This is a genomic window from Mycetohabitans rhizoxinica HKI 454 (assembly GCF_000198775.1).
GTDB lineage: Bacteria > Pseudomonadota > Gammaproteobacteria > Burkholderiales > Burkholderiaceae > Mycetohabitans > Mycetohabitans rhizoxinica.
Genome location: NC_014722.1, coordinates 2,651,434 through 2,674,982, shown reverse-complemented (window position 1 = coordinate 2,674,982; position 23,549 = coordinate 2,651,434). Strand labels below are relative to the sequence as shown.

The following is a 23,549-nucleotide window of genomic DNA, read 5'->3' as shown; positions in this document are numbered from 1 at the left end:
ACATGCCGCAGGGCGCTTTGCCGTGCGGGCGACGCCATGCGAGCGCGATGGCGCGAGCGTCGCCTTTTCGCAGGACATACCGACAATGACGAAGATGACGCCGCTTGCCACGGCGCTGGTGGCCGCTTTTACCGTGCCGATGCCGGTGCTTGCCCAGTCCGCGCAGGCCGACTCCAGTTCACAGGACACGCGGCACGGCGCCGCGGCCAGTGCCGCGCTGCCCGCCGTACGGGTCACCGGCGATGCGGATCGGGCCGATTTTCAGGCAACGCGCGCCTTCGTCGGCGCAAAGCGCCCCACCACGCTGCGGGACATCCCGCAGGAGGTGGTGGTGGTCAACAAGGCCTTGATGCAATCGCAGGGCGTTGCATCGTTTGCCGACGCGCTGCGCAATGTCCCGGGCATCACGATCGGCGGGGCCGAGGGCGGGCAGATCGGCAATAACATCAATCTGCGCGGCTTCACGGCCCGTACCGATATCTATCTGGATGGCTTCCGAGACCGCGGGCAGTACTATCGCGACACCTTCAACCTCGAATCGATTGACGTGCTGTACGGGCCGTCGTCGATGTTGTTCGGACGTGGCTCCACCGGCGGGGTGATCAACCAGGTTAGCAAGAAAGCGAATTTGACGCGTTCGGCCGAGGTAAGCGGTACCGTCGGCACGGGCGACAACTACCGGACCACGGTCGACGTGAATCAGCCGATCTCCGATACCGCGGCGGTGCGGGTCAACGCATTTGGCCAGAGCGTGGGTACCACGCGCGACGCGATGCGCAACAAGGATTTCGGTATTGCGCCGCAGGTGCGCCTAGGTATCGGAGCGCCAACCGAGATCACCCTGTCGGCGCTGATCCAGCACAACCGCGACATGCCGGACTATGGCGTGCCGGCGGTCAATGGACATCCCGCGCCGGTGGGCCTCGAGCGCTTTTACGGCTACACCAGCGATCGCACGGTGCAGGACGTGCAGACGCTGTCGGCGCGCATTGAGCACCGGTTCAGTGATGAACTGAAGCTGCGCAACCAGACGCAGTTTAGCCACTACGCGACCGATGCGCGCGCAACCAATGCTGCCAGTGTGCTGACTGGGCCGCTCGCCGGCTCGCGTGCGCTGTCCAGCGGCAGCGACACGTCGCTGCCGCTATCGAACTTGTACGTGAAGCTGATGGGCAAGGACCGAGTGATTAACGATCACTCGCTCTATAACGCGACGGACGTCGAATGGAAGGTCGCGACCGGGGCACTGAAGCATGACTTGATCGCCGGTCTCGAGCTTGGGCATGAGACATATAACAACCAGTCCTATACCGCAACCGGCGCTGGCATGCCGAGCAACGTGATCGGCGTGGTGCCGCTGACCGGTGCCGCTTACGTGCCGCGGCCAGCCGATGTGGTGCACGGCACCGGCAACCTGGCTAAGTCTAGCGCGAACTCAATCGGCGTGTATGTGAATGACACGGTGTCGCTGACGCGGCAGTGGAAGGTGGACGGCGGCGTGCGCTGGGACCGCTATCAGGCCCATATCGCGAACTCGATGAATGCGCCGTCCTATGCCGCGCAGACGAACCGCTACACGAGCGTGCGTGGCGGCGTGATCTACCAGCCGGACGATATCCAATCGTACTACATATCATATGGCACGTCGTTCAATCCGTCGCTGGAGGCGCTGACGTTGACTAACGGCACGCAGCATCTGAAGCCCGAAACGAACCGCTCATATGAAGTGGGTAGCAAATGGGATTTGCTGGGCGGCACGTTGTCGATCTCACAATCGCTATTCAACATCGACAAGTCCAACGCGCGCACGCAGGATGCGACCGGCGCGTATTCGCTCGACGGTGACGTGCGGGTACGGGGTTACCAATTGGGTGCGTCGGGCCGGATCACGGACAAGTGGCAGCTATACGGCGGCTATACGTACTTGAACAGCCGCATCACGGCCGCGAAGGACGGCACGCAGGGCAACACGCCGGCGAATACGCCCCGCAACATGTTTACGCTGTGGACGACATATGAATTCATGCCGCACTGGCAGGCGGGCGGTGGCCTGAATTATGTGAGCGCGCGCTATGCGGCGAACAACAACCGGGTGTCTGTTGGCGGCTATACGCGTTGGGACGCCATGCTCGCGTATCACGCCAAGCAGTACGACGTACAGTTGAACCTGCTGAACGTGACGGACAAGCGCTACTATGATGCGCTGATTCCATCCGATGGCGGGCGTGCGGTGCCGGGGTTGGGCCGCACGTTGCTGGCGACCTTCAATTACCGGATTTGACCATGCAACCGACAGCAGGCGCCGCGAGATGATCGTGTCCATACCGAACGTATTGTCACCGCAGCAGTTGCAGGCGATGCGCGCCGCACTGGACGTGGCCGGCCATGCGTGGGTCGATGGCCGCGCCACCGCTGGCTACCAGGGCGCACCGGTCAAGCACAACCAACAAATCGACGAGCGCGCGCCGATCGCGCGCGAGTTGGGTGACATCATCCTGGCTGAGCTGGAGCGACACCCGCTGTTCATCAGCGCGGTTTTGCCCAACCGCGTGTATCCGCCGCTGTTCAATCGCTATGGCGCCGGGATGGCGTTCGGTGACCACGTCGACGGTTCGATCCGGATTGTGCCCGGGCATGGCGCGAAGCTGCGCACCGACGTATCGGCGACGCTGTTCCTGGCCGGGCCCGACGAATATGATGGCGGCGAGCTGGTGATCGAGGACACCTATGGCGCGCACGAGGTCAAGCTGGCCGCCGGCGACATGGTTGTTTATCCGGCGACCAGCGTCCACCGGGTCGCGCCGGTCACTCGCGGCGTGCGGCTTGCCAGCTTTTTTTGGATCGAGAGCCTGGTGCGCGATGATGCCAGGCGCGCGCTGTTGTTTGACCTCGATACGGCGATCCAGCGCCTGAACCACGATCATGCCGATGACCTCGCGCGGCGGCAGCTGATCGGGTGCTATCACAATCTTCTGCGCATGTGGGGTGAGACGTGACGCATTGCCCGCTGAACGACGTGGTCGAGTCTGCCGACGCCGCTACGCAGCCGGCGGTGCGTGCGCGCGCGGTCTTGCCGGCGACGGCGATCGGCGCATCCGCGTCGCGCGCGGCGTCAGCCAAGTCTCGCTCGCGCCGCTCGACGTTCCTCAAATGGCTGCGCAACGTGCATGGCTGGATCGGCCTGTGGGGCGCGGTGCTAGGATTGATGTTCGGCGTGACCGGCTTCCTACTGAATCACCGCGGCGGGCCGATGAAAATCTCGCCGGGTGAGCCGCAAGTGTCGCAAATGCGGCTGCTGCTGCCCGCTCCCGCTCCGGATTCGCCGCAAGCACTCGCCGAGTGGGTCGGCCGTGAACTGCGCTTTGATGGCCGTATCGGACGCACGCAGCGCGAGCCGGCACACAAGGTCGCGTGGGGCGATCGCAGCGTGATGCAGCCGGAGCACTGGAGTGCGATGCTGACCGGCCCGAGGACGTCGATCATGATCGAATACTGGGCAGGCAATTCGACGGTGTCGCTCAAACGCACCGAGGGAACGTTGCTCGCCATGTTGAACAACTTGCACCGTGGTGGTGGCATGGGTATCGGTTGGATCTTGTTCGTCGATACGATCGCCGGCAGCCTGGTGCTGCTGTCGTTGACCGGCGTATTGCTGTGGACTGAGCTAAACCGGCGCAAGACGATCGGCGCCGCGATCTTCGCCGTGTCACTGGTCGCGATGGTTGTGTGCGGCATCGTGTGACCGCGGCGGCAGGTGACGTTGGCGCGCGAGACGTTGACATGTCGCCTTCAGGTGCGAAGCGCGCATCAGCGTTGTGCTGCGATCACGCAATCGAGCCGTGTCAGGTTGGCCATTTTGGTGCTGGCTTATGCGGCAAACCGTCAGATGTCGGCCGGTGGCCCGGTGAAATCGGCGCCGTCCTGGTTGGGCAGCAGCTCTCGCGCAACACCGAGCCACGCGCGCGCCGCATGCGATAGGTAGCCCTTGCGACGCCAACTCAGCGCCATGTCCCAAGGGATCTCCGGTTCGACGGGCACCCGCGCGAAGCGCACCGGATCCAGCCGCTCACAGTATGGGCGGGGCAGCAGCGCAACGCCCACGCCAGCGGCCACCAGTGCGGTGATGAAGTCCCAGTGCCCGCTACGCCCGGCGATAGTGGGCGAAAACCCGGCCCTGCGGCATGCCTCCAGCACGATATTGTTCAGCGCCAGGCTTTCACCGTAGAGCACGAAGGGCTCATGGGACAGCTCGGTTAGTTCGACCCGCGCGGCGTCGCGCCAGCGCGACGATTGTGGGGCGATCAACCATAGCGGGTGGCGGCTGACCGGCAGCACGTCGAACACATCGGTGTTCACCGGCTGCAGCAATGCACCCAATTCCAGTTCCCCGGCCAGCAGCGCGGTCTCGATCGCGCGCGAGCCCTGTTCGAACAACTTTAGGTCGATGCCCGGGTAGCGCTGCCGGAACACGGCGATCACGCGGGTAAACAACGCGCCGCCCATTGGCGGGATGCCCAGCGTGAGTTGGCCACGGCCCAGCGTGCCCAAATCGTCCAGTTCGGCTTGTAATTGCGCGTGCGCACTCAGCACATCCTGGCCGCGCTGGTACACGATTCGGCCGGCGTCGGTGAGCACCATTTGACGGCCGTCGCGTAGCAGCAGCGGTGAACCGATCTCGTCCTCGAGCGCCTTGACCATTTTGCTGATCGTGGGCTGCGTGACGAACATCCGCTCGGCCGCCGCCGTGAAGCTCTGTTGTCGGACGACCTCAACGAAGTACTTCAGCGCGCGCAGTTCCATGGGTTGTTATTCCATTTTGGAATCGAAATTATTATGGTAATTCATTATATTTATGATGCGGTGCAACTTATACTCTTTTTGCATGAATAGGGGCCGCTGCCGTCGCGCGACGGGCGGCCCATCGCATCCACGGAGTGCATGATGAACGCCAATTCCTCGTACGCCAATCCTGTTATGTCGTCGGCGGGCCGGGTGGCGCGTGCGCTCGAAAGAGGTGCGATCGTAGCGGCACAAAGCACGCTGCTGGCGCTGCTCTGGATCGCCGCCGATGCGCTAGCACAGGGGATGCGCTTGCCGATGAACGGCGGCGTGCTGGGGCTTGGCCTGCTGCTCGTCCTGCTGTTCTCCGGCCGCATAGCGCCACGCTGGGTCAAGGCCGGCGCGGACTGGCTGCTGTCCGAGATGCTGTTGTTCTTCATTCCGGCCGCGGTTGCCGCCGTCCAGTACGGTGACGTGCTCAAGGCGCAAGGTTGGCGTCTCGCGCTGGTGGTCGTGGGCGGCACGCTGCTGGCGATGGTGGCGGTTGCGGTCGCGGTCGAGCAGACTGCGAAGTTCGAGCGGCGTCTCGCGCTGCGGCGCGCACGCGCGCATGCCGTGTAGTCGGGAACATCATGCCATCGTTGCCCGCGCTGATTGCATCGGAGCGTGCCGCGTCGTGGATCGCGGCGGCGTGCTTCGCGCTGACCATCGTGCTGTACATCGGTTCGAAGGCGCTTTATGCCCGTTTTCGCTGGCCTTGGCTGACGCCGTTACTTGTCGTGCCGGTTGCGCTCGGTGCGATCGTGTTGCTCGCGCGCATCCCGTACCCTGTTTATTTCCGCGATACTCGCTGGCTGATGTGGCTGCTAGGCCCGGCCACGGTTGCGTTCGCGGTGCCGATCTATGAGTATCGACAGTTGATCCGGCGCCATTGGCTGTCGTTGTCGGTCGGTGTTGCCGTGGGTGTGCTGTCCGGCGCCGCCGGTTCGCTCGCGTTGGCGCGGTGGTTGCATTTGTCCGCCGACCTGCAGCACAGCCTGCTCACGCGTTCGGTGTCCACGCCGTTCGCGTTGGCGGTGTCCGACCGGCTGCATGCGCCGCGCGATCTGACTGCGTTGTTCGTGATCGCGACAGGCGTGGTCGGCATGCTGGTCGGCGAACTGGTGCTGGCGATCCTGCCGCTCAGAAGCCGGTTGGCGCGCGGCGCACTGCTCGGCGCCGCGGCGCACGGGGCTGGAACCGCCAAAGCGCGCGAGCTGGGCAGTCAGGAGGGCGTCGTTGCCAGCCTGACGATGATGATCTGTGGTGTGGTGATGGTGTTGTTGGCCCCGCTGCTGGCCGTCTGGCTCAATTGAGCGATATCCGTTGTTTTGCTACAATCACGGTTCGTTTCGAGGAGCGTTGCGACGGCTGACGGCCGCCAGGCTCGAAACGCTTCGATCGGCGGTGCCGTTTTGCGCGTTCAACGCTTGCGGTCGTCGTCACAACGGCGCTCACGTCTTTTATTTCTTTTGACAGAAAAGGAGGCGTGATGAACGCCGCAGTTTACGAAAAAAGCCCATCCCAGGATTATGTCGTCGCCGACCCGTCGCTCGCCGCGTGGGGCCGCAAGGAACTGAACATTGCCGAGACCGAAATGCCGGGCTTGGTGCAGATGCGCGACGAGTACCGGGCCGAGCAGCCGCTGAAGGGCGCTCGCATCGCCGGCTCGCTGCACATGACGATTCAGACCGGCGTGCTGATTGAGACGTTGAAAGCGCTGGGCGCCGACGTGCGTTGGGCCTCGTGCAACGTCTTCTCGACGCAGGATCACGCAGCGGCGGCGATCGCCGAAACCGGCACGCCGGTGTTTGCGTACAAGGGCGAATCGCTCGACGAATACTGGGCGTTCACGCACCGGATCTTCGAATGGCCGAATGGCCAGTTCGCCAACATGATCCTCGATGACGGCGGCGACGCCACACTGCTGCTGATCCTTGGCGCGAAGGCCGAGCAGGACCGCTCGGTGATCTCCAAGCCGCTCAACGAGGAAGAGGTCGCGTTGTACAACGCGATTGCTCGTCGTCTTGACGTGGACCCGCGCTGGTACTCGACGCGCCTCGCGCACATTCGCGGGGTGACCGAGGAAACTACGACCGGCGTGCATCGGTTGTACCAGATGGAGCGCGAGGGCCGGCTGCCGTTCCCGGCCATCAACGTGAACGATTCGGTGACCAAGTCCAAGTTTGACAACCTGTACGGTTGCCGCGAGTCGCTGGTGGACGGCATCAAGCGTGCCACGGACGTGATGATCGCCGGCAAGATTGCCGTGGTGGCTGGCTACGGTGACGTCGGCAAGGGTTGCGCACAATCGCTGCGCGGGCTCGGCGCGACCGTGTGGGTGACTGAGATCGATCCAATCTGCGCGTTGCAGGCGGCGATGGAAGGCTATCGCGTCGTCACGATGGAGTACGCGGCGGACAAGGCCGACATCTTCGTGACGGCTACCGGCAACTATCATGTGATCAACCACGACCACATGAAGGCGATGCGCCACAACGCGATCGTGTGCAATATCGGCCACTTCGATTCCGAAATCGAGGTAGCGTCCACGCGCCAGTACCAGTGGGAAAATATCAAGCCGCAAGTGGACCACATCATCTTCCCGGATGGTAAGCGGGTGATTTTGCTGGCCGAGGGGCGGCTCGTGAACCTGGGGTGCGCGACCGGCCACCCATCGTTCGTGATGTCCAATTCGTTCACGAATCAGACGCTCGCGCAGATCGAGTTGTTCACGCGCGGCGACCAGTATCAAAACAAGGTCTACGTGCTGCCTAAGCACTTGGATGAAAAGGTCGCGCGACTGCATCTGGCGCGCATCGGCGCGACACTGACCGAGCTTAGCGACGCGCAGGCACGGTATATTGGCGTGGACAAGCACGGTCCGTTCAAGCCGGACCATTACCGTTACTAACCGCGGCTGCACGCGCGCTGGGGCACGATCGACAACGTGCCCCAGCGCACATCGGCCGCATCACAGGGAGCCCGCGATGACTGTATTGCTGACCTGGTTGATTAATGCGCTTGCGCTGTTGATCATCACGTATATTGTGCCGTCGATTCAAATCAAGAGCTTCGGTACCGCGTTGATCGTCGCGCTCGTGCTCGGGTTAATCAACGCGATTATCCGGCCGCTTCTGATCTTATTCACGCTGCCGCTGACGGTGCTTACGCTGGGGGTGTTCATCCTGGTGATTAATGCGTTGTGCTTCTGGTTGGGTGCAACGCTGCTCAAGGGGTTCGAGGTCTCCGGCTTTTGGTCGGCATTCTTTGGCTCGATCCTGTACAGCATCGTGTCGTATCTGCTGAGCGCGCTGATCCTTGGTCAGCGCTTTACCGTCGAGCGCTGGTACTGACGCACGCTGGCGGCGGCACGCCTCTCTTTCCAATACACCCTATGTCCCTGCCCGAAATCTCGTTTGAGTTCTTTCCGCCGAAGACGGCGGAAGGGATCGACAAATTGCGCGCAACGCGTGCGCAGCTGGCGCCACTCAAGCCTAAGTTCATGTCGGTGACGTTTGGCGCCGGCGGCTCGACGCAGCAGGGCACGCTCGATACCGTGCTCGAAATGGCGGGTGAGGGCTTCGAGGCCGCGCCGCACCTGTCGTGCATCGGCGCGTCGAAGGAGAGCTTGCGCGGCATTCTGGCACTGTACCGCGCGCACGGCATCCGGCACATCGTCGCGCTGCGTGGTGACCTGCCCTCCGGCATGGGAGAGGTCGGCGAACTGCGCTATGCGTGCGACCTGGTTGCGTTCGTGCGCGCCGAGCACGGCGACTGGTTTCATATCGAAGTGGCCGCGTATCCCGAATACCACCCGCAGGCGAGGTCGCCGCGCGCGGATCTGGAGAATTTCGCACGCAAGGTGAAGGCGGGCGCAAACTCGGCGATTACACAGTATTTCTATAATGCGGACGCCTATTTCCGCTTCGTCGACGACGTGCGCAAGCTCGGTGTCGACGTGCCGATCGTGCCCGGCATCATGCCGATCACGAACTATGCGCAACTGATGCGCTTTTCCGAAATGTGCGGCGCAGAGGTCCCGAAGTGGATTGCGTGGCGACTGGAGAACTTTGGTGACGACCGTGATGCCATTCGGGCATTTGGGCTGGATGTCGTGACCGCGATGTGCGAGCGGCTGGTCGTGAACGGCGCGCCGGGATTGCATTTCTACACGCTGAACGGCGCGGCGGCCAGCAAGGCGATTTGCGAGCGTCTGCGCGTCTGAGCGCCATCGCAATGACGGCGTGGCGCACGTCGGCCGTTGTGAATTTGTCGAACGTATGTTTTTTTCCGTCTTGCCGGTTTGGCGAAATCCAGTACACTCGCGCCTACACCGGAGATCCCGGGACGACAATTCGGAGCAAGCATGCCACATAACCGTCCGTTATCCGAAACCTATCGCGCGACCTACCATGCCGTGCTCGCCGTGGTGACCACGCTGGCGCTGGGCGGAGCCGGACTCGCGCAAGCCGCGTCGCTGCCCAACAAGACGCTGATTTATTGCTCCGAGGGCAGCCCCGCGGGCTTCGATCCAGCGCAGTACACCACCGGCACCGACTTCACCGCCAATACGTTTACCGTCTTCAATCGTCTGGTCGAGTTCGAGCGTGGTGGCACAAAAATCGAGCCTGGCCTGGCTGAAAAGTGGGATGTGTCGCCGGATGGTCTGCATTACACCTTCCATTTGCGTCATGGTGTGAAGTTTCACTCAAATGACATCTTCAAGCCGACGCGTGATTTCAATGCCGACGACGTGCTGTTCACGTTTCATCGGATGCTCGACCCGACTCTGCCGTTCAACAAGGCGTACAGGGTCCAGTTCCCGTACTTCACTGACTTGGGGCTGGACAAGCTGATCGCAAAGGTTGAAAAGATCGATCCGTATACCGTGCGCTTCACGCTGAAGGAGGTCAACGCGCCGTTCCTGCAGAATCTGGCGATGGAGTTCGCATCGATCCAGTCGGCCGAATACGCGGACGCGCTGCTCAAGGCCAATCGCGCGCCGGACTTGAACCAAAAGCCGATCGGCACCGGACCGTTTATTTTCAAACGCTACACAAAGGATGCGACGATCCGTTTCGACGGCAATCCCGATTACTGGAAGCCGGGCGCGGTTAAGGTCGGCAAGCTGATCTTTTCAATCACCGTCGATCCGGGGGTGCGGATCCAGAAGCTCAAGCGCGGCGAATGCCAGATTACAGTCTATCCGCGGCCGGCCGACATCGAGTCGCTCAATCGTGACCCGAATGTGCAATTGCCGTCCAAGCCGGGATTCAATCTCGGCTATCTGGCGTACAACGTCGAGCACAAGCCGTTTGACAACGCGCAAGTGCGCCGTGCGCTGGACATGGCGATCAACAAGAAGGCCATCATCGAATCGGTGTACCAGGGCGCGGGCCAGCTCGCGACCAACCCGATGCCGCCGACGCAATGGTCGTACGACGCATCGATCAAGGCGTTGCCGTATGATCCGCAGCAAGCCAAGGCGTTGTTGCGCAAGGCGGGCGTCAAGGAAGGCACTGAGGTGACGTTGTGGGCTATGCCGGTGCAACGCTCGTACAACCCGAATGGCAAGCTGATGGCCGAGATGATCCAGGCCGACTGGGCCAAGGTTGGCGTGAAGGCGAAGATCGTCACGTATGAATGGGGCGAGTACATCAAGCGCGCTCATGCGGGCGAGCACGACGCGATGCTGATTGGCTGGACCGGCGATAATGGCGATCCCGACAACTGGCTCGGCACGCTGCTCGGCTGTGACGCGGTCAATGGCAACAACTTTGACAGATGGTGCTACAAGCCCTTCGACGATCGGGTCGTCAAGGGCCGCGAAACCACCGATCAGGCGCAGCGCACGAAGCTGTACATCGAGGCGCAGAAGATCTTCGCCAAAGAGCTGCCGTTCTCGCCGCTCGCGCATTCGACGACGTACCAGCCGATTGCGAAAAGCGTCGTCGACTTCAAGATCGACCCGCTGGGTTACACCCGCTTTGACGGCGTGAGCTTGAAGTAAGCGTTTCGACATCGTCCTGCGTTACGCTGGCGGCCACACGCTGCTTAAGCGTTGAGCACGGACCGCGGCGGCCCGGGCGCGAGCCCGCGCCGCCGCTCACGCACTGGCACCCACAAACGGGAGTTTTCATGATCCGTTTTGTCTTGCGCCGCCTGGGGATGGTCATACCGACGTTCATCGGCATCACCATTCTCGCGTTCGCGCTGATTCATTTGATACCCGGCGATCCCATCGAAGTAATGATGGGTGAGCGCGGCGTCGATCCGCAGATGCATGCCGAGGCGCTGCATCGTCTGGGGCTCGATGAGCCGCTGCCGTGGCAGTATCTGCACTATGTGGGCCGCGCACTGCAGGGCGACCTTGGCACATCGTTGATCACCAATACTAGCGTGATGGACGAGTTTCTCGCGCGCTTTCCAGCGACGCTGGAGCTGTCGGTCTGCGCGATGGCGTTTGCGCTGCTGCTCGGCCTGCCGGCGGGCGTTGCCGCGGCGCTCAGGCGCGGCTCGTGGCTCGATCACACGGTGATGGGGACCGCGCTGACCGGCTATTCGATGCCGATCTTCTGGTGGGGGTTGCTGCTGATCATGCTGTTCTCGGTCACGCTCGGCTGGACGCCGGTGTCCGGGCGCATCGCGGTGGAATATGACATTCCGTATACGACCGGCTTCATGCTGATTGATTCGCTGCTGTCCACCGATGAGGGCGCGTTCCAGTCCGCCGTGTCGCACCTGATCCTGCCAGCGGTGGTGTTGGGCACGATTCCGCTGGCGGTGGTCGCGCGGATGACGCGCTCGTCAATGCTCGAGGTGCTGCGCGAGGACTATATCCGTACTGCGCGCGCCAAGGGCTTGTCGCCGGCGCGGGTCGTCCTCGTGCATGCGCTGCGCAACGCATTGATTCCCGTTGTCACGGTGATCGGGCTGCAGGTCGGTACGTTGCTTGCAGGCGCCGTGTTGACCGAGACCCTGTTTTCTTGGCCTGGAATCGGCAAGTGGCTAATCGACGCAATCTCGCGCCGCGACTACCCGATCGTGCAAGGCGGCATCCTGCTGATCGCGACGCTGGTCATCCTGGTCAACCTGCTCGTCGATGTGCTGTACGGCGTGCTTAATCCGCGCATTCGCCACACGAGGTAACGATGGCAGACTTGCCAACCCAACCCCTGTCCTCGCAGCAGGCGGTGACGCCGCCGCCGTCCGGGCGCGTGCTGGCGGCGCGCGAATTCTGGGCCCAGTTCTCGCGCAACCGTGGCGCCGTCGGCGCGCTCGTGGTGGTCGCGATATTGGTCGTGGTCGCGCTGTTCGCGCCGCTGCTGGCGCCGCATAGCCCGATCGAGCAGTACCGGGAGTGCGTCAAGTTGCCGCCGGCGTGGCTCGCTGGCGGCAACTGGCAGTTCGTGCTGGGCACTGACGAAGCTGGGCGCGACATCCTGTCACGGCTGATGTACGGCGCGCGGCTGTCATTCTTCATCGGCCTGGTGTCGGTCGTCTTGGCGCTGGTACCGGGCATCGTACTGGGTCTGGCCGCCGCATTCTTCCCGCGTTGGGGCGACGCGCCGATCATGCGGCTGATGGATGTGCTGCTCGCGCTGCCGTCGTTGTTGCTTGCGGTGGCGGTCGTGGCTGTGATCGGTCCCGGACTGACCAACACGATGCTGGCCATTGCGATCGTCTCGCTGCCCGCCTATGTGCGGCTCACGCGCGCGTGCGCGCTCGGTGAGCTGCAAAGGGAGTATGTGACCGCCTCGCGCGTGGCGGGCGCTGGCACGCTGCGCCTGATGTTCTCGCAAGTGTTGCCCAACTGTACCGCGCCGTTGATTGTGCAGGCTACGCTGGGCTTCTCGACCGCGATCCTCGATGCCGCCGCGCTCGGCTTTCTCGGCCTGGGCGTGCAGCCGCCGTCAGCTGAATGGGGCGCGATGCTGGCCTCCGCGCGCGACTACATCGACAACGCGTGGTGGATCGTCACGATGCCGGGCTTGTCGATTCTGGTCACCGTGCTGGTCATCAATCTGCTCGGCGACGGGTTGCGCGATGCACTCGATCCAAAATTGAAGAGACTGTCATGAGTTCGAATTCGAATGCATCGTGCGATGCAGGCACGCCGTTGCTGACGATCCGCAATCTGCATGTCGACTTCGACGGATTGGCCGCGGTCGATCGCGTGAATCTGTCGGTGGCCGCCGGCGAGGTGCTTGGCATTGTCGGCGAATCCGGTTCGGGCAAGAGCGTCACGTCGATGGCCTTGATGGGGCTGATCGACCCGCCGGGGCGTGTCCGCGCCGACGAGCTGCGCTTTGACGGCGTTGATCTGTTGCGCGCGTCGCCGGCTAAGCGCCGGCGCATCATCGGCAAGGACATCGCGATGGTGTTTCAGGATGCGCTCACGAGTTTAAATCCAAGCTATACGGTCGGCTACCAGATCAAGGAAGTGCTGCGCTTGCACGAAGGGTTGCGCGGCGCGGCCCTGGAGCGCCGCGCGCTGGACTTGCTCGAGCAGGTTGGCATCCCGGACGCAAAGAACCGCATCAACGCGTTTCCCCACCAGATGTCGGGCGGGATGAACCAGCGCGTGATGATTGCCATGGCTGTGGCGTGCAACCCGAAGCTGCTGATCGCCGACGAGCCGACCACTGCGCTGGATGTGACGATCCAGGCGCAGATCATGGATCTGCTGGTGCGGCTGCAGAAGGAGCGGGGTATGGCGCTCGTGCTGATCTCTCACGACCTGGCCGTAGTATCCGAGGTCGCGCAGCGGGTCGCAGTGATGTATGCGGGTGAGATCATCGAAATGAACCGCGTGCCGGATATTTTCTCGGCGCCGCACCATCCGTACACGGAGGCGCTGCTGGCGGCCATCCCGGAGCACAACCGCGGCGCGCGGCGGCTCGCGGCGCTCTCCGGCATGGTACCGGGCCGCGGCGATCGTCCCAGTGGCTGCCTGTTCGCGCCGCGCTGCAAGTATGTGGTCGACGATTGTGGGAAGGGGCGGCCCGCGCTTGTGCAACTCGATGCGCAGGATGACGCGATGCGCGCCCGATGCATCCGTGTGCTGAATGTGGAAAAGGTCGCGGCGCCGATATTCGATGCGGGGCGCATCGCGCTGGCCGGTGCGACGCCGGGAGACGACGCCGACGAGGGCGTCGTGGCGTCGGCCGTGCCGTCCGCCTGCGACGTGGCCAATCGGCATGATCCGCACGGGCGCGGCGTGCACGAGAACGGAGGTGACCGATGAGCGCGGTGGCGCATGCCCGCGACACGGCGATGGCCGAGGATGCCGTGCTAGTTGCGGACCGACTGACCAAGCACTACGAGGTGCGCCGCGGCATGTTCGGCACGGCCACCGTGAAGGCGCTCAACGGTGTGTCGTTTGCGCTCGCCCGTGGCCGCACGCTGGCGGTCGTCGGCGAGTCGGGATGCGGTAAGTCAACGCTTGCGCGGCAATTGACGATGGTCGAGAGCCCGACGTCCGGCCGCCTGTTGATCGATGGTGCCGATGTGGCCACCGCCACGCGTGAACAGCTAGCCGCGTTGCGCAAACGCATCCAGATGGTGTTCCAGAACCCGTTTGCGTCGTTGAACCCGCGCAAGACGGTCGAGCAGACGCTGGGCGAGCCGCTTGCGATTAATACCGAGATGAGCGCCGGTGAGCGAGCATCGCGCATCGCCGAGATGATGCGCACGGTCGGCCTGCGGCCCGAGCACGCGAAGCGGTATCCGCACATGTTCTCCGGCGGGCAGCGGCAGCGCGTGGCGATTGCGCGCGCGATGATCCTGACGCCGCGCATCGTCGTGGCCGACGAGCCGGTGTCGGCGCTGGACGTGTCGATCCAGGCGCAGATCTTGAATTTGTTCATGGATCTGCAGGATAAGTTCGGCACCAGCTACGTGTTCATATCGCACAACCTCGCGGTGGTCGAGCACGTCGCCGACGACGTGATGGTGATGTACTTCGGCGGCATCGCGGAACGGGGGAACAAAGCAACAATCTTCGCGCGGCCGCGGCATCCGTACACGCGCGCGTTGATGTCAGCCACACCGGCTATTTCCGAATCCGAACGTCGCATCAAGATCAAGCTGGAGGGGGAGCTGCCGTCGCCGTTAAATCCCCCTCGCGGCTGCACGTTCCATCAGCGCTGTCCGTATCGGATCGAGCGGTGCGTGGCCGAGGAGCCGAGGTTGCGCGACGTCGATGGCCGCCAAGTGGCCTGCCATCGTGCGGAGGAAATGGATGCTTGAGTGGCGGCGTGGCCACCGCGCGCGACGCAATACCGGTCTGGCCAAGCGGCTCGCGTGGCAGCTCGCCTTCGGATTATTGGCCGGTATCGCATCATCCGCGCACGCGTTTTCCGGCGCGTCCATGATGCAGGCCCCGCTGGGGCCGCCAACCGTGTCGATACCTGCCGGCCAGACCGACGCAGCCACGCCGCCGCGCCAGCACGGTCAGCCGGTGCCGCAAGCCGACGACGGATCGGCACCTAGCGAGCCCAGCACCGCCCAGGCGAGGGTGCCGCGGCCTGCGCACATGCCGTTCTATGTCGCGACCAAAGGCGCCCTGACACTGTACCTGTTCGGCACGCTGCACGTTGGCGACCCGGCTGACTATCCCGCCGAGCAGCCGTTCCGGCAACCGATCATTGACGCGTTGCGCACGGCGTCGCGCGTGGCGTTCGAGCTTTCGCCCGACGATCTGGTGGTGTCGCAGGACGATGTGACGCGCTATGGCATGTGCTCGTATGCGTGTCTGCCACGGTTGCTACCGGCCGATATGTGGGCGAAGATCGTGCGTCGCATGCGCGGCAATCCAGCCGGGCTTGCGGCAATCCGCAAGACACGCCCATGGTTGGCGGCGATGCTGATTGAGACCTACGACTCGTTGTCGGCCGGGTTGCAAGCCGAATACGGCTCCGAGCCACAGCTCGAAAACCTGTACGTGGGACGTATCGTCGGTCTCGAGACGCGCGATGAGCAAATCGCCGCCTTTACCGGACTGACGCTCGCCGAGCAGCGCGAGATGCTCGCGCAGGACTTGCGGCAGACGCCGGCCGACAACGTGTCCGACGTGCGCATCCTGCATGCGCTATGGTGTGCTGGTGATGCCGATGCGATGGCAAACTGGCAGGCGCGGCAATCGGCGAAACTGGCGCGCTCGCCGACGTTGTCGCGGCGCATTGACGATCGGATCGTGTACCAGCGCAGCGAGCGCTTCGTTGCGCGTATGCTGCTGCTTGCCGAGCCCGACAGGCCGATTTTCGTCGCGATCGGCGCACTGCATCTTGGCGGGCCGAAGGGCGTGCTCGCGCTATTGCGAGATCGCGGCTTTGACGTCGTGCCGCGCTGACACGTATGCCGGGCTGCTCGCGTCGCCATCATGGCGCTGGCCGCGAAGCGGCAGGATCGTGCGGATGTAGTCGAGCTGTGCCAGGGCGGCAGGCTAATACGAATGCGGCCGGGTTGTGCCGAGGTGGCAGGCCAGCGTAGGCAGCTTAGTGCAACGCGCCACCCGTTTCCGGCAAATCCATGTGGACTGACAAGGCAGTCTGCACGATGACCTTCAACCCTTCAATGACGGACGCGGTCGACAGGCTGGGCTGGCCTGGGTGGCGCGCGGCCTGTCGCGGTGTATAGGGTATATGTACGAAGCCACCGCGCAATTGCGGTGCGCGTGTCGCGATGTAGTGCGACAGGATATAGAAGAGGTGGTTGCACGTGAAGGTGCCAGCCGTTTGCGACACCGACGCAGGGATGCCGGCCTCGCGCAGCGCATGGACGAGCGCCTTGATCGGCAGCGTGGAGAAGTAAGCCGCCGGCCCGTCGGCGACGATCGGAGCGTCGATTGGCTGGTAACCGTCGTTGTCCGGAATGCGTGCATCGTCCACGTTAATGGCGACGCGCTCGACGGACAAGTCCGGACGCCCGCCGGCTTGGCCAACACAGATTGCCAGCGACGGACGCGTTGCATTGAGCGCGTCTAGCAGCGCCTGGTCGAGCGTGTGAAAGCGCACTGGCATCATCCGCGCGTGTACGATGGTGTCGCCAATCGGGGTCGCAATCCGTGCGCCGTCGAGTGCGCTCACGGCCTCCCACGATGGATTGATGAGTTCATTCTCAAATGGCTCAAAACCGGTTAGCAGTACGGTGTGCATCGTACGGTTTTCCTGGATGAAGTGATTCTCGATGGTGACGTAGGAAGGCGGCGCACAGCCAAAACGATATGATGCCCGGCGGCATGGGTAAAAGCCATTCAATTCGCATAACGGCGTCGTGCGCGCGGAAGCGTTTCACTTCGGATTAAAAGCGTAAATGATAATTGTTATCGTTAATATGGGTTGCGTTCATTGTTTGATCGCAACCCATGCTAAGCTTTCCTACATTTTCAATCGGCTTACCCCTGCCAGGCGCCTCGCGGGCGAAAAAGTACGTTCACCAAGACAAGGCCGATGTCCATTCCGGTCCGCCGAAGATCGAGGTGGAGATCGCATCCGTTGCCGACTGTTCTGGTCTGCTAAAGGAATTAAACGCCATCAATGATGGCGCGCCTGCTTGCCCAAAGGCGTCGCTGAAAAGTCATCGATGGGGTACAGCGTCCTGCTCCCTCATCAACAAGCATGCTGCAACCATCGACGAATTGAAAGCATGGCGTCGCGGTGCGGCCCCGGCCACGATGTTGGAGCTGGAGTGCCCTAGCGAGCTTTATGCTCAAGTAAAGCGACTGGTGGAGCAGCGGCTCGGCGAGAGCGCAGACCGCTGTGGCGCGCTGGCGATCGATGCGGACGAGTTCGTGCATTGCCTGTACGTGATGGTCGTTACGCTGATTCAAGTGTCAAAGGGGGACGGCGCTGGCGTTGAAGCCGCGTTCAGGCAAGCATCGGAATTGCTCGCGCATGACCCGGCGGGATGGCTCAAGGATGCGGGCATTCCGCATGGTATCGCGGATATGGCGGTAACCGCCGGCATGACTGGACCGCTGCTGGCGCTGGCGGGGCTGGCGATCAAGGAGGGTCTGGCTGAATGGCGCCGTGCGCGCAAGACTGACAAGGCGTTGGCACAGGCGCTCGATCAAGTGGACGAAGAAATAGTCGCGCTGCAGGCGCTCTCTGCTTTGCTTGATGTGCGACGTCACAACGCGGATGGCACGGCACAACAGTGCAATGATGGTATGGGCGCTCATGCGACGCCTGCAAGCAATCAGCCGTTGCCCAAGCTCACGACCATCAAGCAGGAGCGGCGTGCCGCGTTGCGCTTTCTGCGCAAGCAGAACGATGCGGACAAGGTGATTGGTGCCAGTTCATTCGTCTCCGGTAGCGCCATTGCGACCAAATGCATCGTCGATACCACGTTAAAGGGCGTCTACATCGGACAGCAGGGTAGCGTTGCTGCAACAACCGCCGCCGGCGCTGCTGGCATGGTCGGCTCGGCCGCACTGGGTCCGATGGCTGCGGCCGGTTCGCTGGCGCTTGGCGGTTACATGCTGCACAAGTCACGTAAAAAGCGCGACGCGTTCCGTGCAGAAAAGCAAAGCACGGATTCAAGAATAGCTTCCTGGCTGAAACGAGCTGAAGTGGACCGCCGGAGCGGGGCGTCAATGGATCCGCCATATGACGAGCACACCCTCAGCGAGCGCTATGCACGCTTTCTTCGCGAAAAGACCCAGCAGCATGATGCGTTCTTCACGCGCTATACCGACTGGAATAAAGGGTTTGTCGCTGGCAGCGGCCTCTATACTGCTTGCACGGTCTCCAAGCTTGCGCTGGCTGGCATTGTCGCGGCGGGCGGCACCGCGCTCGCGACGCCAGCCGCGCCGGTCGTGCTGATGGCCGGGACAGGTCTAGCCAGTGCCGCGATGATCTTTTTCTCAATGCAGTATCTGAAGGGTCACGGCAAGCTTCAGCGTTACCAGCGCTATTATCACGATGATGACCCCGAGCTCGATCGGCATTTTTTGGCGAGTGTCGATCTGTTATGCGCGGATGATCAACCGGGAGCGGGTTTTGATCTGCGTAAGCTCTTCTATTACCAAGTGGCGGCACGCGAAGACCAGCGCCAAACCTTCCTTGCCGATGTGGCCGTACAATGTGCGAAGCGGTTTGACGATCAATATACCTATACAGCCGACGACGACGAGGTGATTCGCCGACGGGGTCCCAAACCTAACGGTAAGCAGCAACTGACACAGCTTGCGCGGCGTACCGGGGAGGCGGTAGTGGGCCGGGCCAAAGCTGCATCGGCGTTTGCTCGTACGGTCCGCCCGGATGCGCAAATACGCGCCTCGCAGGCCGCGCGTAGCGCGTGGCGCAATGCCTCCGGTGCGGCGCGCAATGCATGGAATGCGTCGCGGCGCCATTTGACACGGACGAGCCTGCAAGCGTGGCTTGCCGATCCAGCGAATCATGCCGAACAGGCGCGTGTGCTCAAGCAAATGATTGAGACGCAACTGATTTATTTGGAACGCAAACTTGAAACCAAGCACCGCGCGTATCGCCATATCGAGCGCGGGCTCAATGCAAATAGCCGCGCGATGCCAGCGCATTGTCGCGATGTGGCGGGCGAACAAGCCCCTGCCGCTGCGTCAACGCCAGACGTAGCCGCATCCGATATACAACGGCTTGTGCTGGGGTTGAGCCGCGACATCGAAAATGACGAATGTCTATACCGCCAGGCTGTGCTCGTGCGCGATGCACTGAGCGCGCTGGCGAGCCGGCACGCGCCAACACCGGGCAGCCGGCAATTGCTGGCTTGTGCAATTGAACAGTTCATCAGCACGCAACAGGGCACGTTGCCGGACGCTGAGAGGCCGCTGCCGGACCTGGACGTCAGCCACGAGCGGCTCGCGACGTATTTAATGAAGGAAGCGCCGGTGCGCTACAAGGACCTGCGCGGCAAGTTGGTCGAGACAGAGCTTCAATCCACACGCATTGGGCACGTATGGGAACAACGCACGGCCAGCCAGGGCGCGTTGTATCCAGCAAAGCGCGCCGCTATGCAACGCGCGGCACTGAGCAAAGCTGACAGCGACACGACCGCCGCTGTCAGCGCCAGTGCTGACACGCGCGCCAGCCTCGCGACGCAGGCCGGCGCCACCAAGCCCCGTGCTACGCGCGAAACGCCAGCACGTTCATCAGCACGATATTGGCCACGAGGATGGCCAGCGCGGTCGGCACTTGCGCCTTGATTACCGCGTTCTTGTCGGGCAATTCCAGCAGCGCCGCTGGCACGATGTTGAAGTTCGCAGCCATCGGCGTAAGCAGCGTGCCGCAATAGCCGGAGAACATGCCGATGGCGGCCATCACCGCCGGATCGGCATGGAACACGCCGACCAGCACTGGCACGCCGACGCCGCCGGTCATGACCGGGAACGCGGCAAAGCCGTTGCCCATGATGACCGTAAAGAGCGCCATGCCGATGCAGTACACCGCGACCGCGATCATTCGCAGGTCCATGTTGATGTAGGCCGTGGTCAAGTGGGCAACCGCCTTGCCCACGCCAGCGTCCGAAAACACCAGCCCCAGCATGCCCAACATCTGCGGCAGCAGTACTGCCCACGACAGCGCATCGACCAGGCGCCGTGTTTCCCGGGTGGACTGCGCAAGCGTGTCGCGCGTGAGCAGGCACGCGAACGCCACGGCGACGAGGCAGCCGATGCCGAATGCCACGAGCGTGACGTTCTTCGGGTCCAGCAACGGCGTGCCGCCGACATTCAGGTGCGGCGCGGCCAGCGTGAACACGACGGTGATGGCCGGGATTGTCAGCGCCGGAAGGAACAGCTTGTTGCCGAGTCGTTTCGCGCTCGCCGTGCGCAACTCCGCCGATAGCATTTTCGCCTTGCCGCCGGCTACGCCGCCGAATCCGGCGATTAGCGCCATCGCGATGACGAAGGCGCCGACCAGTTCAGCCGGCAGGCGCTCGCCGATTAAGAAGATGATTGCCGCCAAGGCCCAGAATGTACCGGCCAGCCAGCGCTTGGGATGCGTGGCGTCGGTGACGATCATGCCCGAGACGATTGCCAGCAGGATGCCCACCAGCCAGTAAAGGTAGTTGATCGACAGCATTACGCTTGTTCTCCGCTTGGTTGGTTGGGGTGGGCGCCGGTGTCGCTCGGCTGGGTCAGCAGTTCTCGATCCAGCGACCGGTCGAGCAGGTACAGCCGCGTGCCATGGATCAGAAAGGCGCAGATCGCGGTCGGGATACCCCACAGCGCGACGTGCAACGGCATGACGTCGATGCCGGCCTCATGCAGGAACGTGGTCATCAATACGATCGCGCCGAATGCCACGAACACGTCCTCACCGAAGAACAATCCGACGTTGTCGGTGGCCGCGGAGAATGCCCGCAGCTTGTATCGCACCGCATCGGCAAGCGCGCCATAGCGCGTTTGCGCGGCGCCTTCGGCCATCGGCGCGATCAACGGACGAACCATCTGCGGATGACCCCCTAGGCCGGTCAGTCCCACCGCAGCGGTCACTTCCCGCACGAACAGATAGACGATCAGCAGGCGTCCCGCGGTGGCGGACTTGATGCCGGCGATCCACTGGTGAGCGCGCTCGCGCAGCCCGTGACGCTCCAGCAAGCCGATGACGGCGAGTGGCAGCAGGATGATCAGTGGAAGGTTACGCGTTTTAACAAAGCCGATACCGATTTCCGCGAGGATCTTGGCCGGCGGATAGTGAGCGGCGGTGGCTGTCACGATTGCGGCGGCTGTGACCACGAGCATCGGATTGAAGCGCAGCACGAAGCCGGCAATGATGACGGCCACTCCGAGCAGTGGCCAAAGATTGAGGGTGGTTTGCATAAGATCTCCAATTGGCAAGTCCAGCGGTGGTGAACAAGCATAAAAAACCCGGCTTCATGGACCGGGCTGTGTTGTCAAGCATCGGGTGCGCAGCCCGCCACCATCGCGACGTGGCGGGCTGCGTGAACCCGGATGCCTTCATTTGCCAGCCGCGCGCGGATGCGGCGGGCAAATTCGAGCGCGTGCGGCCCGTCGCCGTGCAAGCAGATCGTCTGAGTGTTCAGCATCACCCACTGCCCGTCCACGGACCTCACGCGCTTGTCCCGGATCATCGCTAGCGTGCGCTCCAACACCGTGTCCTCGTCTTCGAGCAGCGCGCCGGGCAGCTTGCGTGGCACCAGCGAGCCATCAGACAGGTAGCCACGATCAGCGAACACTTCTTCGATCGCGAGCAGCCCAGCGCGCCGGGCTGCTTCGATCAGGCGGCTGTTCGCCAGACCGAACACGGCCAACGACGGGTCAAAGTTGCGCACCGCGGCAACGATCGCATTGGCCAGCGTGATATCGCGCGCGGCCATGTTGTACAGGGCGCCATGAGGCTTGACGTGAGCTACTTTGCCACCTTCGGCATGCACGATCGCGGCAAGGGCGCCGAGTTGGTACAACATGCCGGAATAGACATCGGAGGGCGGTAGGTCTATCTCGGCACGTCCGAAATGCTCCGGATCGTTGAAGCTGGGGTGCGCGCCGATCGCCACGCCTTTCTCGATGGCCCAGCGAACACTCTGCCGCATGATGCTGGGGCCGCCCGCATGCCAGCCGCAGGCGATGTTCGCCGAACTGACTAGTTCGAGCAGCGCTTCATCGTTGCCACAGCCCTCGCCGAGATCGGCGTTCAGATCGACTTCCATGTCCCCTGCCTTCAATTCATGCCGCAGCCTTACAGCGCTCCTGCTGTAGTGCAATGGCCAGCTCGATATGGCGCAGATATTTGTTGAGTTCTACCAGTGCGTTGCGTGCCTGCTCCAAAGAACATTGGATGAAATGAACCCGTTGGTTCAACCGGGCCTGCGCGAGCAGCCACAGGTCCGCGGCAATCACGCTGCCGAACCGCGGGTAGCCGCCGGTGGTCTGGGCGTCGCTCATCAGCACGATCGGCTGCCCATTCGGTGGCACCTGGATGGTGCCCGGCAGCACGCCGTGCGACAGCAGATCGATCGGGCTTTGCCGTTCCAGCATTGGGCCGGCCAGCCGGAAGCCCATCCGATTGCTGTTCGGCGTGATCGACCAGTCTTCGTTCCAGAACGCGGCGTGGGCCTGTGTCGAAAAGCTGGCATATTCGGGGCCGGGTATGACCCGCACGCGCGTCGCGATGGCGCCGAGCCGTTGACCGGTACCTTCTGCAAGATGCTCCAGTGCGCACCACGATGGTGGCTTGACGCCAAACGCCGGCGCTTCCGGGCTAAATGCGGGGTTGCGCGCGCTCGCGGGCAGGGGCGCGACCGGCAAGCGATCGCCGTCCTTTAATGCCCGCCCCGCGAGACCACCGAAATGCGAGCCCAGATCCGTCGAGCGCGAGCCGAGCATCGGCATCACATCGATGCCGCCAGCAATCGCCAAGTAGCCGCGCATGCCGATCGACGGCGCGCGCAGCGTCAAGGTTTGTCCTGCTTGCACCGGCAGACTGCGCCATGCGTAGACAGGCTGGTCATCCAGCATGGCGTGAAAGTCGGCGCCGGTCAGCGCGATGCGTGCGGCACGCGGGAACCGCAGCACCACCGGCCCTAGGGTCAATTCAAGCCCTGCCGCCCCCGGGACGTTGCCCACTAGCCGGTTGGCCACCTGCAGCGCCACGGTGTCGAGCGCGCCGGCGGTGCACACGCCATACTGGCGATGGCCGGTGCGGCCCAGGTCTTGGACGGTCGTCAGCGTCCCCGCGCGGATGACCTCGATCATGCGTGCCTCCCTGCCCAGTCATGGTGCGCCT

General features: G+C 63.1%; 21 protein-coding genes and 1 riboswitch. Of the genes, 15 read left to right on the top strand and 6 right to left on the bottom strand.

Annotated elements, in window-relative coordinates:
• Positions 1-85 precede the first annotated feature (85 nt).
• Genes RBRH_RS11860 through RBRH_RS11850 form a run of 3 tightly spaced genes read left to right on the top strand, consistent with a single transcriptional unit; the run spans position 86 to position 3,742 of the window.
• Entirely contained in the window at positions 86-2,281 is a 2,196-nt protein-coding gene (locus RBRH_RS11860; RefSeq protein ID WP_041754580.1) for a TonB-dependent receptor, read from the top strand.
• Positions 2,282-2,309: 28 nt separating this feature from the next.
• Complete coding sequence (locus RBRH_RS11855) at positions 2,310-2,996, top strand: Fe2+-dependent dioxygenase (protein WP_041753917.1); 687 nt, start codon at positions 2,310-2,312, stop codon at positions 2,994-2,996.
• 20 nt (positions 2,997-3,016) lie between these two features.
• Positions 3,017-3,742 (top strand): PepSY-associated TM helix domain-containing protein, encoded by a 726-nt coding sequence (locus RBRH_RS11850; protein ID WP_157864498.1) that lies wholly within the window; start codon positions 3,017-3,019, stop codon positions 3,740-3,742.
• Between the two features lie 140 nt (positions 3,743-3,882).
• Here the strand turns inward: RBRH_RS11850 and RBRH_RS11845 are convergent, their stop codons facing one another.
• The gene (locus tag RBRH_RS11845) at positions 3,883-4,800 is read right to left on the bottom strand and encodes a LysR family transcriptional regulator (protein WP_013436546.1); all 918 of its coding nucleotides are present in this window, start codon (positions 4,798-4,800) and stop codon (positions 3,883-3,885) included.
• 141 nt (positions 4,801-4,941) lie between these two features.
• On the opposite strand from RBRH_RS11845, the gene RBRH_RS11840 reads away from it, so the two are divergent.
• The 11 genes from RBRH_RS11840 (at position 4,942) to RBRH_RS11790 (ending at position 16,174) form a co-directional block, all read left to right on the top strand.
• Entirely contained in the window at positions 4,942-5,400 is a 459-nt protein-coding gene (locus tag RBRH_RS11840) for a CidA/LrgA family protein (RefSeq protein WP_370645092.1), read from the top strand.
• Between the two features lie 11 nt (positions 5,401-5,411).
• On the top strand, positions 5,412-6,134 hold the full coding sequence (locus RBRH_RS11835; RefSeq protein ID WP_013436543.1) for an LrgB family protein: 723 nt from the start codon (positions 5,412-5,414) through the stop codon (positions 6,132-6,134).
• Positions 6,135-6,166: 32 nt separating this feature from the next.
• Positions 6,167-6,281: riboswitch (S-adenosyl-L-homocysteine riboswitch) on the top strand.
• A 29-nt stretch (positions 6,282-6,310) separates the two neighbouring features.
• A complete protein-coding gene (gene ahcY, locus RBRH_RS11830) occupies positions 6,311-7,732 on the top strand; it encodes an adenosylhomocysteinase (protein ID WP_041753915.1) in 1,422 nt (473 codons plus the stop codon).
• Positions 7,733-7,808: 76 nt separating this feature from the next.
• Positions 7,809-8,174, top strand: a complete 366-nt coding sequence (locus tag RBRH_RS11825) for a phage holin family protein (RefSeq protein ID WP_013436541.1) — start codon at positions 7,809-7,811, stop codon at positions 8,172-8,174.
• A gap of 41 nt (positions 8,175-8,215) precedes the next feature.
• Positions 8,216-9,046 (top strand): methylenetetrahydrofolate reductase [NAD(P)H], encoded by an 831-nt coding sequence (metF, locus tag RBRH_RS11820; protein WP_041753914.1) that lies wholly within the window; start codon positions 8,216-8,218, stop codon positions 9,044-9,046.
• A 141-nt stretch (positions 9,047-9,187) separates the two neighbouring features.
• Positions 9,188-10,831, top strand: coding sequence for an ABC transporter substrate-binding protein (locus RBRH_RS11815; RefSeq protein ID WP_083813483.1), 1,644 nt, complete (start codon positions 9,188-9,190; stop codon positions 10,829-10,831).
• Positions 10,832-10,959: 128 nt separating this feature from the next.
• Positions 10,960-11,970, top strand: coding sequence for an ABC transporter permease subunit (locus RBRH_RS11810; RefSeq protein ID WP_013436538.1), 1,011 nt, complete (start codon positions 10,960-10,962; stop codon positions 11,968-11,970).
• Positions 11,971-11,972: 2 nt separating this feature from the next.
• Positions 11,973-12,902, top strand: coding sequence for an ABC transporter permease subunit (locus RBRH_RS11805; protein WP_013436537.1), 930 nt, complete (start codon positions 11,973-11,975; stop codon positions 12,900-12,902).
• Positions 12,899-14,068, top strand: a complete 1,170-nt coding sequence (locus tag RBRH_RS11800) for an ABC transporter ATP-binding protein (RefSeq protein ID WP_013436536.1) — start codon at positions 12,899-12,901, stop codon at positions 14,066-14,068. Before RBRH_RS11805 ends, RBRH_RS11800 begins: the two co-directional genes overlap by 4 nt.
• Positions 14,065-15,072 (top strand): peptide ABC transporter ATP-binding protein, encoded by a 1,008-nt coding sequence (locus tag RBRH_RS11795; RefSeq protein WP_013436535.1) that lies wholly within the window; start codon positions 14,065-14,067, stop codon positions 15,070-15,072. The genes RBRH_RS11800 and RBRH_RS11795 overlap by 4 nt, the downstream gene beginning before the upstream one ends.
• On the top strand, positions 15,065-16,174 hold the full coding sequence (locus RBRH_RS11790) for a TraB/GumN family protein (RefSeq protein ID WP_157864445.1): 1,110 nt from the start codon (positions 15,065-15,067) through the stop codon (positions 16,172-16,174). Before RBRH_RS11795 ends, RBRH_RS11790 begins: the two co-directional genes overlap by 8 nt.
• Positions 16,175-16,319: 145 nt before the next feature.
• On the opposite strand, the gene pcp is transcribed toward RBRH_RS11790, so the two are convergent.
• The gene (gene pcp / locus RBRH_RS11785; RefSeq protein WP_041754574.1) at positions 16,320-16,979 is read right to left on the bottom strand and encodes a pyroglutamyl-peptidase I; all 660 of its coding nucleotides are present in this window, start codon (positions 16,977-16,979) and stop codon (positions 16,320-16,322) included.
• Positions 16,980-17,188: 209 nt separating this feature from the next.
• On the opposite strand from pcp, the gene RBRH_RS11780 reads away from it, so the two are divergent.
• The gene (locus RBRH_RS11780) at positions 17,189-20,005 is read left to right on the top strand and encodes a hypothetical protein (RefSeq protein WP_041753913.1); all 2,817 of its coding nucleotides are present in this window, start codon (positions 17,189-17,191) and stop codon (positions 20,003-20,005) included.
• On the opposite strand, the gene RBRH_RS11775 is transcribed toward RBRH_RS11780, so the two are convergent.
• The 4 genes from RBRH_RS11775 to RBRH_RS11760 form a co-directional block, all read right to left on the bottom strand.
• Complete coding sequence (locus RBRH_RS11775; RefSeq protein ID WP_013436531.1) at positions 19,926-20,882, bottom strand: DUF979 domain-containing protein; 957 nt, start codon at positions 20,880-20,882, stop codon at positions 19,926-19,928. The genes RBRH_RS11780 and RBRH_RS11775 overlap by 80 nt on opposite strands.
• Complete coding sequence (locus RBRH_RS11770; protein ID WP_041753912.1) at positions 20,882-21,622, bottom strand: DUF969 domain-containing protein; 741 nt, start codon at positions 21,620-21,622, stop codon at positions 20,882-20,884. The genes RBRH_RS11775 and RBRH_RS11770 overlap by 1 nt, the downstream gene beginning before the upstream one ends.
• Before the next feature lie 74 nt (positions 21,623-21,696).
• Complete coding sequence (gene pxpA, locus RBRH_RS11765; RefSeq protein WP_041753911.1) at positions 21,697-22,473, bottom strand: 5-oxoprolinase subunit PxpA; 777 nt, start codon at positions 22,471-22,473, stop codon at positions 21,697-21,699.
• Positions 22,474-22,489: 16 nt separating this feature from the next.
• The gene (locus RBRH_RS11760; RefSeq protein WP_013436528.1) at positions 22,490-23,518 is read right to left on the bottom strand and encodes a 5-oxoprolinase subunit C family protein; all 1,029 of its coding nucleotides are present in this window, start codon (positions 23,516-23,518) and stop codon (positions 22,490-22,492) included.
• Positions 23,519-23,549 lie beyond the last annotated feature (31 nt).